Here is a 13079-nt window from a genome sequence, read left to right on the forward strand (position 1 = left end):
CAGAGATTGATGACAGCCAAAGATCATATCCTTGTCGTTGATGACGACCCGCAAATCACTTCCTTCCTGCAGCGCTATCTTGAAAAGCAGGAATGTGACGTGACCTGTGTGGCGGATGGAAACGCCATGGATGTTGTCCTGGAAACGGCGAACGTAGACTTGATCCTGCTGGATATCGGGTTGCCTGGCCGAAACGGATTTGACATCACGCGCGAATTGCGGATGCAGTCGAATATTCCGATCATCGTGCTCTCAGGCCGGGATGAGATCTTTGACCGGGTTGTCGGCCTGGAGTTCGGAGCCGATGATTACATCACCAAACCCTTTGAGGCTCGTGAGGTTCTGGCCCGCATCCGAACTGTGCTGCGCCGAAGCCGGGCAGACGACGCAGCGACTGCCGCAAACGGATCCGAAGCCGCGCAGATTGTGTTTGGAGATTGGGCGCTAAACCCGCATGAGCGAACGTTGACAGCCAAGAGCAGTGGACTGCAAACGCCCCTGACCACAACTGAATTTGACGTTCTGCACGCTTTTGTCACCAACCCGCATATCGTGTTTTCCCGCGATCAATTGCTGGATAAGGCGCGCGGCCGTGAAACCGTGGTTGGGGACCGAACCATCGACGTGCATGTCTTGCGCCTGCGCAAGAAGATCGAACCCGACCCGAGTGAGCCGACTTTTATCAAAACCGTTCACGGTATTGGATACTGCTTTGCGGCAAACGTGCGTAAGAGCGGCGGGTAAGGCGTTCAGGACAGACGGTTAGACGACTTTCATACCCGGCTTTATCTGCGAGGCAACTCGGCAGGAACGCGGCGCAAATTGTGGTTTCAGGAGCATGGTCCTCTGACACTGGCGGAGACGGTTCCCCGTTGGTGTGTGCCCGAAGCCGGTTGTGGTCGGGCTCAATCCAGCGTTATTCCAATGAAGACTAGGCTTCGGGCAGTTCATCAAGCAACCATGTCTTGAGGGCCCGCGCCCCATCCGAGAGTTGATCATCTGGGCGACCGACAAGAAAAAAGTTCTCAGGGGCGGGAAGGGTGAACGCGTCAAGTGCTGCAAGCTTGCCCGAGGACAGCATAGGCCGAACAAGGCGTTTCCATCCCAGCGCCAGACCCGCACCCTTGCGCGCCATCTGCAGCGCTAGTGCATAGCTGTTGACGCGCGACTGCACGGGAATATCGCCCTGAAATCCAAGGTCGCGAAACCAGGACGTCCAGGTTGTCCAGCTGTTGTCTTGGGTTTCAAGGTTGATCAGACGACATTCTGCAAGGTCTTTGAGGCTGGCCCCTTTTAGATCTCGCGCCATCTCGGGACTGCAAACGGGAGTTAGAGTGTCACGGTACAGTTTTGTGTAGGTGAGGCTCGCGCTCGCCTGCTGGCCATAGCGAATGAAAAAGTCTATGTCCGGCCGATCCGTGAATGGTTGGTCCTGAGCCAATTGGTTCACTTTGATATGCGGATACTCCTGCCAAAACCGGATGACGGACGGCGACAACCACAATGCCGCGACCGCGGTTGTTGACCCGACCGTTACCTGATTTTCAGAGTCGCCGTTGCGGATCTTCTCCAGAACTGCTGAGATCCGCCTGAAAGACGACCCGAGCACCTCCAGCAGATCATGGCCGTCTTCGGTCAAGTCCACACCTCGGTGCTTTCGGACAAACAGGTCTGCGCCCAAATCTCCTTCAAGTGCTTTAATCTGGTGGCTGATGGCGCCTGGCGTCACGGACAATTCAACCGCGGCCCGCTTAAAGCTCAGATGTCGCGCGGCAGCTTCAAACGCCGATAATGATGTGAGTGGAGGCAAGTTATATTGTCTTCGTGACATAAATTCCAACAAGTTTTTTAAGGTTTAGATTTATTTATTTTCACGCGAAGTGCAAGGGTTTTCAATCAAATTCCGGTTTTGCTGGCTCGACCCGTGTCAAGTGAGATGGATCAGGGATCTGCCAGTGTTGTGCCTTGTTCGGAAGTGTTGCTGAATCGCAAGTTCCGCACCGTTTTTTGGCTTTGGCGGGTGATCTCTGCCGCAAACAAACGGTTCCCTGAATATGTTGGTCGTTTCGCGTGAGAGAATGGTCGGTTTCTCAGGTGAATGCTCCTCACCCCTGAAGTAGGTTTCTGCAAATTGAGATGAGCGCTCATATCTTGCGATGTTGCGATCAGGTTAAACACCTTTTCGTTCCACCTCCAGGATCCAGCAGAATCTGCAAGCGGAGCAAAACCGGGAGGAAATCAGCGGTTGGCCACGCCAAAAGCGTGGCGAAATAGGATCTCCAAAGCCCAGGCTGTCAACGTCCCACACGTGTTCTGGCGCATGACGCTGAGTATTGCGCCGTGAAACGAGGGGGCTGACAGCACCAGTTTCGAAGAACGAAAACCGACATATGCAAGGAGGAGCACGCAACATGTCGATACCCGAACCCTTTACGGATGTTGAGATACAAACGGCGGATGCTGGTTTCTATGAGAACTATAGCGTCCCCATCGCCATATTTAGCAAGGCCATCATGGTTGGTTTGGTTTTGTGGGCACTTGTTTTCCCTGCAAATGCAAACAGCACGCTGGGCAGCCTGAACGGCAAGTTGCTTGAAATCTTTAATAGTTTTTACGTCATAATCGTCGGCGTATTTTTCTTTTTCCTGGCCATCGTTGCGATCATCCCCTCGACGGGACGTCGGATCATGGGAACACCCGGTGAAAAGCCTGAGTTTTCGAATTTCTCGTGGTTCTCCATGATGTTTGGTGCCGGTCTGGGCGTGGGCTTGATGGTCTTCGCCACAGCAGAACCACTGGGCCTCTGGGGATCGAACCCCGAGATCGTGTCTGGCGCAGTTGAAGGCAACACGCCCGAGGCCATGCAATCGGCTTATCGCTTCACCTATTTGCACTATGGGTTCCATGCTTGGGCGATCTATGTGGTGACCGGTCTGTCGCTGGCCTACTACGCTTACACCCGCGACATGCCTTTGACGATCCGCTCGGCGCTGACACCGCTATTTGGTCGTTTCGTCAACGGCTTTTTCGGCCATGTGGTCGACGTTCTGGGCGTTGTTGCGACGATTCTCGGCGTGTCTGTCACCATCGGCTACGGCGTCAGCCAATTTATCGACGGCCTCTATGCCATCACTGGTATGGGCTGGATCATGGACTTGAACGCAGAGGTTCCGACCCCCAGCAAGGTGGGTCTGATCTCGGGTCTGGTTGCGATCATGGCGCTCTCCATTCTTTCGGCTGTGTCAGGTGTTGGGCGCGGCGTTAAGTACCTGTCGAACCTGAACCTTGTCTTGTCGGTTATCCTGCTGGGCACATTCATCGTTTTTGGCTCGTTTGTATTTGCCATGACCACCTACGGCACGGCGATGGTCGACTATATCCTTCACTTCCTGTCGCTCAGCTTTAACGCCTATGGCCCGCTGTCGGCAGAAGCATTTGCGGCAGCCTTGCCTGCTGAGGCTCAGGCTCATGCCGATGACCTGGTTGCGGGTGCAACCAACGCATGGGGCAGCTTTGACGGCTTCAAGGGCGGTTTGGAAGGCGCTGCGGCAGAGCTAGACGAAGCGACCCTGGCTGCGGCCTACGCGGCAGGTGAGCAAGGCCGTCAGTTCGGCTGGCAGGCAGGTTGGACCACGTTCTACTGGGCCTGGTGGATCGCGTTCTCGCCCTTCGTGGGCTTGTTCCTGGCGCGTATCTCCAAAGGCCGTTCGGTGCGCGAGTTCATCTTGGGCTGCGTCTTTGCTCCTGCTTTGGTTTGTTTTGCCTGGATGACTGTTCTGGGAGGCACGGCAATTGACCTGGAACTGGCCGGGGCTGCCGAAGGTGCGATCATTGGCGCATCGAACACCAACAAACTGTTCGTGACGCTGTCCTACATGATCGACGGAGGTCTGCTGTCCATGCTGAACGTGATGTGCGTGATCCTGATCCTGACCTTTCTGGTCACTTCGGCGGACTCGGGCATTCTGGTGATGAACACCATCATGTCGGGTGGCAGCCAGGAAACTGGCATCAAGCACCGCATTATTTGGGGTGTGATACTTACGGCTGTGATCGGCGCGCTTATCCTGGCGGCGGGTGAAAACAATCCGATGGATGCGTTGCGCAATGCGATGATTATCGGCGCGCTGCCGTTCACTGTGGTGATGGGTCTGATGTGCCTTGCACTGGCCAAGGCCCTGTTTCGTGACAGCCAGCGTGACAAACACGGGTCAACAAGCACTCAGGCTGCAGAATAGGCATATGCCTTCTGAAGAACTGGTCAGGCCGCCCGTGATGGGCGGCCTGACTTTTTTGGGCGCTAAAAAGGCGACAACTTCACTGTCCAGAACGAAAAAGCCCCGGCTTTAACCGTGGCTTTCCGGGCTTTGGAAAATCCTTACATGCAAGCTTCAACAGCACGTTTTGTCATGACCGAAACAAGGTGCGCGCGATACGCTTTGCTACCATGCAAATCGGCGATCATGTTGGCCGGGTTGATCCGAAGATCCATCAAGGCATCTGGGCGGAATTCCTTGTTCAGGGCTTCTTCGGCCTCGGACCAACGGAAGACACCATCTTCACTTGCACCTGTCACAGTCACGCGTACGCCATCCGCGAAACGGGCAAGGTAAACACCGACTAGCGCAAAACGCGATGCGGGTTGCAGGAACTTTTGATAGCTCGCTACCTGCGGCACGGGGAAACGGATCGAGGTGATGATTTCACCTTCCTCAAGCGCGGTGGTGAACATGCCCTCAAAGAATGCATCCGCCGCAATCTGCCGCGTATTGGTCACAATGGTTGCCGCGGACCCCAGAACGCCTGCCGGATAACAAGCGGCTGGATCATTGTTGGCCACAGAGCCACCGATGGTGCCACGGTTGCGCACCGCCGGATCACCGATCTGTCCGGCAAGCGCCGCCAAGGCTGGATACGTTGCCGCGGCCTCACGCGCAACGGTGGCGTGCGTCGTTGCCCCACCGATCGAGAGGGACCCGTCATCCTCAACGCAGACGCCCTGCATCTCAGCAATCCCGCTCAACGACACCAGCTTGGACGGTGCGGCAAGACGCTGCTTCAGCGTCGGGATCAAGGTCTGCCCGCCCCCCAAAGCCTGCGCGTCCTCAGCCCCCAATGCAGCAACTGCATCGGCGACGGTCGAGGGTTTTTCAAAATCGAAACTGTACATTTCGTCTTCCTTTCCGAAAGGCGCGGATCCGCCCTTCATCTGGCTATAAATATCTCAGGGAGAGCGAGGGGCTGGCCTCTCGCACCCCAACACCTCAGCTGTTCATCGCCGCCCAGACGCGCGACGGGCTTACAGGCATGTCAATGTGATCCACCGCTTTGCCGCCTGAATTCAGTGCGTCGAGAACCGCATTGACCACCGCAGGCGGTGAACCAATCGCTCCGGCCTCGCCACAGCCTTTCACCCCCAGCGGATTGTGCGTACAAGGCGTCTGGCTGGAATGATCGACACCGTAAAACGGCACATCATCTGCGCGCGGCATCGCATAGTCCATGTACGAGGCGCTGAGCAGTTGGCCGTTCTCATCATAGGCGCAGTTCTCAAGCAGGGCCTGACCGATACCCTGGCCAATACCCCCATGCACCTGACCGTCAACAATCATCGGGTTGATGATATTGCCGAAGTCATCTGCGGCGGTGAACTTCTCGATGCTGACCTGACCGGTGTCCGGATCGACCTCGACCTCACAGGCGTAGGCGCCAGCCGGGAAGGTGAAGTTGGCCGGGTCATAGAACGCGGTCTCTTCCAGCCCCGGCTCCACTTCCAACGGATAGTTATGCGGCACGTAGGCCGTCAGGGTTACATCGCCCCAAGCCACCGATTTGTCGGTACCTGCTACGCTGAATTGTCCGTCTTTCAGCTCGATGTCCGCCTCGGACGCCTCTAACAGGTGCGCCGCGATCTTTTTGGCTTTCTCGATCACCTTCTCGGTCGCCTTGACCATGGCCGAGCCACAGACTGCAAGACTTCGCGAACCATAGGTGCCCATGCCAAATGGGATCTTCGAGGTGTCCCCATGCACAATCTCGATCATCGACTCGTCAATGCCGATCATGTCGGCCACAACCTGCGGGAAGGCGGTTTCATGCCCTTGTCCATGGCTGTGTGCGCCGACCATGACGCTGATTGAACCAGTTGCGTTCACGCGAACAGTGGCTGCATCATAAAGACCCGCTCGGGCCCCAAGCATCCCAACAATGTTGGAAGGCGCAATGCCACACGCTTCGATGTAGCAGTTGATGCCCAAGCCCCGCAGCTTGCCGTTGGCCTCGCTTTCCGCTTTCCGCGCGGCAAAGCCTGCCAGATCGGCGGCGGCCTCAAGCTTGTCCATCGTGCCGTTGTAATCCCCGGTGTCATAGGTCAGCGCCACCGGTGTGTCATAGGGGAACTGAGTGACAAAGTTCTGACGGCGCAGTGCAATTGGATCGAGGCCCAACTCTCGCGCGGCCTTATCCACCACACGCTCAAGTTGGAAGGTCGCCTCGGGGCGGCCAGCACCGCGATAGGCATCCACTGGCACGGTATTGGTGAACATCGCCTTTACATTCACCTGAATGACCGGGGTCTTGTAGTTGCCCGCCATCAACGTCCCATGCAGCCAGGTTGGAACCGAGCTGGAGAAGGTCGACAGATACGCACCCAGATTGGCGTAGGTGTTGGTCCTCAGACCGATGAAGTTGTTATCCGCATCCAACGCCAGTTCGATCTTGCTGACATGGTCACGGCCATGCGCATCAGACATGAACGCCTCGGACCGGCTGGAGGTCCACTTGACCGGACGGCCGCAAGCCTTCGCGGCGAAAGTGCAGAACGCCTCTTCCGCATAGTGGAAGATTTTGGTGCCAAATCCACCGCCCACATCCGGGGCCACAACGCGAACCTTGTGTTCGGGCAGGCCCAGAACAAAAGCGCACATCAGCAGACGGATCACATGCGGGTTTTGCGACGTGGTGAAGAGCGTATACTCATCTGTGCCGCGCTTGTATTCACCAACGGCGACGCGGGGTTCCATCGGGTTTGCGACCAGACGGTTGTTGACCAGATCCAGTGTCGTCACATGCGCGGCATTGGCAAAGACCTCATCGACCTTGGCGTCGTCAGTCTCGCCCAACTGCCAGTCATAGCAGATGTTGTTTTTCAGATCGTCATGGACCAGCGTCGCGTCGTCCTGCGCGGCGGCTTTCATGTCGATCACGGCGGGCAGTTCTTCGATGTCCAGATCGATAGCTTCGGCCGCGTCACGCGCCTGCTCAAGGCTGTCGGCCACAATCGCGGCAATCGGGTCACCTACGTGGCGCACTTTGCCCTGCGCCAGAATGGGATGCGGCGGTTCCTGCATGGGCGCGCCGTGCTTGTCGGTCACTTCCCACCCGCAGGGCATCCCGCCCACGCCCTCAAAATCCTTGCCGGTGAATACCCTGACCACACCGGGCATGGCTTCGGCGGCTGAGGTGTCTACTGATTTGATCCGTCCATGCGCAATGTCGGATCGAAGGAAATGCACATAGGCTTGGCCATGTACGTTTATGTCGTCGGTGTAATTACCTGCTCCGGTCAGAAAGCGTACGTCCTCACGCCGCTTGGAACTGGCTCCGATGCCACTGTCTTTGGGCATTGCTTGTTCTCCTCCCTGGAAAAGAATTTTCGTCGAAAACTCTTGTCCGCCTCACTCGGCGGCGATGCTGGAAACGTCCTGGCCGGATGCAGCCATGATCGCTTTGACGATGTTGTGGTAGCCGGTGCAGCGGCACAGATTACCTTCCAGATATTTCCGGATTTCGGCCTCGGTCGGGCGCGGGTTCTCTTTCAGCAGCGCAGCAGCGCTCATCACCATCCCCGGAGTGCAGAACCCGCACTGAAGGCCGTGATGGTCCTGAAACGCCTGCTGGATCGCGTTTAACGACCCATCTGCATTTGCCTGACCTTCGATTGTGCCTACGTCGGCCCCGTCGGCTTCAGCCGCCAACATGTTGCAAGACTTCACCGCCTCACCATTTACATGCACCAAGCAGGCACCGCATTGCGCGGTGTCACAACCGACATGGGTGCCGGTCAACGACAGGTGTTCGCGCAGAAATCCGGACAGCAAAGTCCGGCCTTCGACGTCTCCGCTTACGGCTTTGCCGTTAACGGTCATGGTAATCTTCATGAATTTTCCTCCCTGAATTCCTATGGTTCAATCGCCCAATACGCGCTTGAACCAACCTTTCTTTTCTTCTGTGCCCTCACCCTCATCCGAAGTTTCCGCCTCGGGCGCAGGTTGAGGTTCGACCGCGTTCTGAAAATTCTCAAAAAACTGGTCAGCCAGTTTTCTGGCAACGCCGTCGATGACCCGCCCTCCGAGTTGCGCCAGCTTTCCACCGACGCGCGCGTCGACGTTATAGGTCAGCAGCGTGCCTTCGGGGGCGTCTGCCAAACTGACATCTGCAGACCCTTTGGCGAACCCTGCCGCTCCGCCCTTACCTTCACCCGAGAGCTTCACTCTTTCAAGCGCCACGAGATCGGAAAGGGTGACGGCCCCTTTGAAGGTTGCTTTGACGGGTCCAACTTTCTGCACAACCGTCGCCTCGAACCCGTCTTCAACCGAGCCGGTCATTTCCTGACATCCCGGCACACAATCCTTCAGAACTTCCGCCGACAAAAGCGCGTCCCAGACCTTGGATCTTGGCGCGGCTATGACGCGGTTGTCGCTGAGTTCCATTTCACGTCTCCAAAATATTTTTCGTTACGCTACGCGGTGTTGGCTGCCCTGCCTATAAGACCTTGGGCGTAGGTATCGCCCCGCGCAAACCCAATAAGGTCCACTTTGTCGTTCCATTGCGCCGCAGGCAATCGATTTGTCGCCTACGACTTTCGCCCAGTAGGGGCTGTTTTCATTGAGTGCTAGGATTGGTTAGGCTGGAGCCAACTCGATTTCAAAAGGCGATACCAAATGCTTGCCGATTCCTCCCGACGGACCAATTTCAAGAATGTTCTGATTGTGGACGATCACCCTTTGTTTTGCGACGCATTGTCGATGACTTTGCAAACAGTCGCCCAGATCGGTGAAATCCACACCGCAGATCGCATGGAAGGCGCAATGGATTTGTTGGCCAATGGGCTGAAACCGGATGCCGTGATGCTGGACTTGAACTTGCCTGATGTTGACGGGTTGGATGGGCTTGTACGCTTGAAGGCCGCTGCAAATGCACCGGTAATCGTGGTGTCATCCCTGACGGACAGTCGCGTTGTCAGTCAAGTGATTCAGGCAGGGGCTTCGGGCTACGTACCCAAACATAGCCAGCGCGACATTTACCGCTCGGCTATCGAGGCAGTGCAATCCGGTGACATTTTTGTGCCCGAAGGCTGTGTATTGATCGAGGCAGAAAACGACGATGAACACAGTGACGCGATCAACCGTCTGGCGACGCTCACAAATCAGCAGTCGCGCATTCTGCAACTGATCTGCGAAGGCAAACTGAACAAACAGATCGCTTACGACCTGTCGATTGCAGAAACCACGGTAAAGGCGCACGTAACTGCAATCATGCGGAAACTGGGGGTGCAAAGCCGCACGCAGGCAGTTTTGATCGCGAAGAAAGCGTCCTTTGCCAGCGTCTTGCAAGACCAAGGCTAAGCGGCATAGTCTCACCCTATTGTCGCGCTTTGAGGGAGGAGGCCCGATGGACCAAGCAGTCGGGTGGGCAGAGGCCCGGGCCCGCACGCCAGGCATCGTCAAAACGGCTTTTGTTCAATACGACAGCGCGCAGGCTGTGGGCACGCTCAAGTACAACCTGGGTGACGGGCCATTTGCGCTTGTCATACTTTTCGTTAGTCCAAACGCGGATGCATCGGACGTCATTGCCGAAGCCCAAGAGGTTTTCGATCCAACACCAGTTGTTGGTTGCACCACCGCCGGAGAGTTAGCGGATGATGGCTATTGCGAGGGTAAGATCGTCGCGATCGCCTTGCCGCAATGCCACTTTGAAACGCGCACGGTTCTGGTCTCTGACCTCAGCGACTTTGATGCGGAAAGCATCATCAATGAAATGATCCATAACCGACATGACATGATGGCAACCGCGCCTGATTGGAGCCATGAATTCACATTTCTGATGATCGATGGGCTGTCGACCAAAGAGGACGCGCTGACTTCTGAACTGGCCGTGGGTTTAGGACCGGTGCCGTTGTTCGGGGGGTCGGCAGGGGATGGGATTCGGTTCGACAGCACCTATGTGCTGCATGAAGGGCAAGCGCTGCCCAATGCAGCCGTTCTGACTCAGGTCCGCACAAGGTGTCCGATCAAAGTGTTCAAGACCGACCATCTTGTTCCGGCCGAACGGCGTATGGTTGTGACCAAAGCTGACCCGGCCAAAAGGATTGTGCAGGAAATCAATGCCGAACCCGCTGCGCGCGAATACGCCCGTATTCTTGGAAAAGATCCCGAACAACTGACGGCTTTCACCTTTGCGGCGCATCCTGTGGTCGTGCAAATCGGCGGGAAGCACCACGTCCGTGCGATTCAACAAGTGGCAGGTAACGGGGATTTGGTGTTTTTCTCGGCCATTGACGAAGGCTTGGTTCTGACACTGGCCGAACCACGGGACATGGTCGATCATCTTCAAGAGGAAATCGGGGTATTATCCGCAAAGCAACAACCTGACACGATTTTGGGTTGCGATTGCATCCTGCGCCGATTGGAAGCGCAAGAAAAGCAGATGACCCGCGAAATTTCGAGCATTCTGGCGCGCAATCACGTGGTCGGGTTCTCGACATATGGCGAACAATACAATTCGATCCATGTGAACCAGACTCTGACAGGCGTTGCGATTTATCCGCCTGAGAAAGAGTAGCCCATGATCGAACATCTCACGGATCCCTCAGATTCCATAGAACGTCAGAACGAGAAGTTACGCAGGATCGCCGAGGCGCTGATGCGGCGGGTTGAAGAATCCACCGATGCGTCAGGGGCCGCTTACGCACAGTTTCAACGGGCCGCTGTCCTTGAGCAGGAAGTGCGGGCGCGGACGGATGATCTGGAACGGGCGCTTGAGCTTCTTAACGATTCCAACGCTCGTTTGGCGCAGGCCAACCAGGAAACCGAGTCTGCGCGGGCCGATCTCGCCAATGCGATCGAAACGGTGCAGGAGGGGTTTGCCCTGTTCAACCGAGACGAAAAGCTGGTGCTTTGCAACACCCGTTTCGGATTGCACATGCCCGATATTCGAGAACGGCTGAACCCGGGCTTGGGATTTGCCGAATATGTCGAGTTGCTGAGCCAATCCTCATTCCTGTCATTGCCCGAAGAAGTAACACCGAAGGAGTGGGCCAAAGCTCGTCTTGATCGACATAGTGACGACCATGTTGTGTTCAACGTCCGGCTTGCGGGCAATCGCTGGGCGCAAGTGTCAGAACATCGCACCCCGGATGGCGGGACGGTTATCCTGCAAACGGACGTGACCGATATCATGCGGATCGAACGGCAGGAGAGGGACCGGATTCTGGACGACAAGGCGAGGCTGATCCGCGCCACGCTTGAGCATATCGATCAAGGCGTCTGCATATTCGACAATAAACACCGCCTTATCGGTTGGAACAATCGGGCCAGCGAATTGCTGGCGATTCCGATCACCCAGTTTCAGATGGGAACTCGCTTTGACACACTGTCTAACCGGCTCAGCGCAAACATAAGTTTTCAGGAAGGGATCACCGAAGAAGACTTGTTGAACTGGGTACGTCGCAAAGCGTCGCGCCGCCCTTTGCAGTTTCAGATGCACAGAGGGCGATCCAAGATCCTGTCGGTCTTTGCACAACAAATGCCGGACCGAGGTTTTGTGATCTCATTCACCGATGTCACAGCGGAACGCAAATCTGCTGAAGCTTTGTATGAAGCGAAAGAGTTGCTGGAACAGCGGGTGGCGTCGCGCACGGTGGAACTTGCCGATGCGTTGAACGAGGCTGAGCGTGCCAACGCCTCAAAATCGCGTTTTGTGGCTGCTGCTAGTCACGATCTGTTACAGCCCTTGTCTGCGGCAAAACTCTATGTCGCGTCATTGGGCGGCGGGTTGAACAAGGAAGACGCTCAGACCGTTGCCGCAAAAGCGGAAAGCGCGCTGAACAGTGTTGAGCATATTCTCGAAGCATTACTGGATATCTCGAAGCTGGATTCAGGGCGGGCTCGGGTGCATTTGTCTCCTGTTCCATTGGGTCAGTTGTTTTCTCAGATGGAGGACGCGTTTCGCCCGGTCGCGCAGGCAAAAGGGCTGGACTTGCGCTTTGTTGCCTCGGACGTCGCGGTTACAAGTGATGCCAGCTATCTAAGGCGTATCTTGCAGAATCTATTGTCGAACGCGATCCGTTACACCGATGCTGGGAAGGTTCTGGTTGGTGTCAGGCGGCGCAAGAAATCTGTCTCGCTTGAGGTGTGGGACACCGGTATCGGAATCGCGCCGGACCAGCGGGACACTGTGTTTCAGGAGTTCCAGCGTTTGCATTCAGATGCTAGCGCTGCTGAAGGCATGGGGTTGGGCCTTGCGATTGTCGAAAGGGCTTGCGGATTGTTGCATCACCCGATCCATCTGCGGTCTGAATTGGGGAAGGGCACAGGGTTTTCGGTCGAGATCCCGTTGGCAAAAACAAAGCCTGTGGCCCCACATGACGTTTCCTTGCGTCAAACGTCCAACCCCAAACTGCCATGCAGCACCGTCGCCCTGCTGATCGAAAACGATGAGAACCTGCGCAGCGCCTTGAGCATGACCATCGAGTCCTGGGGTGTTGAAGTGCTGGAAGCAGACAGTGGAGACGGCGCGAGCCGCCTGTTGCAAGAAATTGGTATCCTCCCAGACATTATTGTCGCGGATTACCAGTTGAACCATGATGAAACGGGGATCGAAGCCATAGTCGCCTTGACCCAAGAATTTGGAGCTTTGCCGGGGTGTATCATTTCCGCCAATCGATCTCCGGAACTGGTGGAATACTGCAGGCAAGCTGATCTGCCGCTGCTTTACAAACCCATTGACGCGCAATTGTTGAGGACGACCCTGGAAGTGTCCGTTGCGAAAAGCATATGAGCGCCGAAGGCTTCTGTCAG

At 56.2% G+C, this 13079-nt stretch carries 10 protein-coding genes; 5 read left to right on the forward strand and 5 right to left on the reverse strand.

Annotation, left to right across the window (positions count from 1 at the left end; all coding sequences use genetic code 11):
* Positions 1 to 9: 9 nt before the first annotated feature.
* Positions 10 to 744 (forward strand): response regulator, encoded by a 735-nt coding sequence (locus ALB80_RS09200; RefSeq protein ID WP_050603763.1) that lies wholly within the window; start codon positions 10 to 12, stop codon positions 742 to 744.
* A 187-nt stretch (positions 745 to 931) separates the two neighbouring features.
* Here ALB80_RS09200 and ALB80_RS09205 read toward each other — a convergent pair whose 3' ends face one another.
* A complete protein-coding gene (locus ALB80_RS09205; RefSeq protein WP_050603931.1) occupies positions 932 to 1831 on the reverse strand; it encodes a LysR substrate-binding domain-containing protein in 900 nt (299 codons plus the stop codon).
* A gap of 580 nt (positions 1832 to 2411) precedes the next feature.
* Between ALB80_RS09205 and ALB80_RS09210 the strand changes: the two genes are divergently transcribed.
* A complete protein-coding gene (locus ALB80_RS09210; RefSeq protein WP_050603764.1) occupies positions 2412 to 4238 on the forward strand; it encodes a BCCT family transporter in 1827 nt (608 codons plus the stop codon).
* A gap of 140 nt (positions 4239 to 4378) precedes the next feature.
* Here ALB80_RS09210 and ALB80_RS09215 read toward each other — a convergent pair whose 3' ends face one another.
* The 4 genes from ALB80_RS09215 to ALB80_RS09230 all read right to left on the reverse strand — a co-directional run bounded on the left by ALB80_RS09215 (position 4379) and on the right by ALB80_RS09230 (position 8711).
* Complete coding sequence (locus tag ALB80_RS09215) at positions 4379 to 5170, reverse strand: xanthine dehydrogenase family protein subunit M (RefSeq protein WP_050603932.1); 792 nt, start codon at positions 5168 to 5170, stop codon at positions 4379 to 4381.
* Between the two features lie 94 nt (positions 5171 to 5264).
* Complete coding sequence (locus ALB80_RS09220) at positions 5265 to 7625, reverse strand: xanthine dehydrogenase family protein molybdopterin-binding subunit (protein ID WP_050603765.1); 2361 nt, start codon at positions 7623 to 7625, stop codon at positions 5265 to 5267.
* A 51-nt stretch (positions 7626 to 7676) separates the two neighbouring features.
* Positions 7677 to 8159 (reverse strand): (2Fe-2S)-binding protein, encoded by a 483-nt coding sequence (locus ALB80_RS09225; RefSeq protein ID WP_050603766.1) that lies wholly within the window; start codon positions 8157 to 8159, stop codon positions 7677 to 7679.
* Between the two features lie 27 nt (positions 8160 to 8186).
* The gene (locus tag ALB80_RS09230) at positions 8187 to 8711 is read right to left on the reverse strand and encodes a CoxG family protein (protein ID WP_050603767.1); all 525 of its coding nucleotides are present in this window, start codon (positions 8709 to 8711) and stop codon (positions 8187 to 8189) included.
* Between the two features lie 231 nt (positions 8712 to 8942).
* Here ALB80_RS09230 and ALB80_RS09235 point away from each other — a divergent pair, with 231 nt between their 5' ends.
* Genes ALB80_RS09235 through ALB80_RS09245 form a run of 3 tightly spaced genes read left to right on the forward strand, consistent with a single transcriptional unit; the run spans position 8943 to position 13059 of the window.
* A complete protein-coding gene (locus ALB80_RS09235) occupies positions 8943 to 9626 on the forward strand; it encodes a response regulator transcription factor (protein WP_050603768.1) in 684 nt (227 codons plus the stop codon).
* Between the two features lie 46 nt (positions 9627 to 9672).
* On the forward strand, positions 9673 to 10842 hold the full coding sequence (locus tag ALB80_RS09240; RefSeq protein WP_050603769.1) for an FIST N-terminal domain-containing protein: 1170 nt from the start codon (positions 9673 to 9675) through the stop codon (positions 10840 to 10842).
* A 3-nt stretch (positions 10843 to 10845) separates the two neighbouring features.
* Positions 10846 to 13059: a PAS-domain containing protein gene (locus ALB80_RS09245; protein WP_050603770.1), complete on the forward strand. Its 2214-nt coding sequence runs from the start codon at positions 10846 to 10848 to the stop codon at positions 13057 to 13059.
* The last annotated feature ends 20 nt before the right edge of the window (positions 13060 to 13079 follow it).

The organism is Ruegeria sp. 6PALISEP08 (genome assembly GCF_001238295.1).
Classification (GTDB): Bacteria; Pseudomonadota; Alphaproteobacteria; order Rhodobacterales; family Rhodobacteraceae; genus Ruegeria.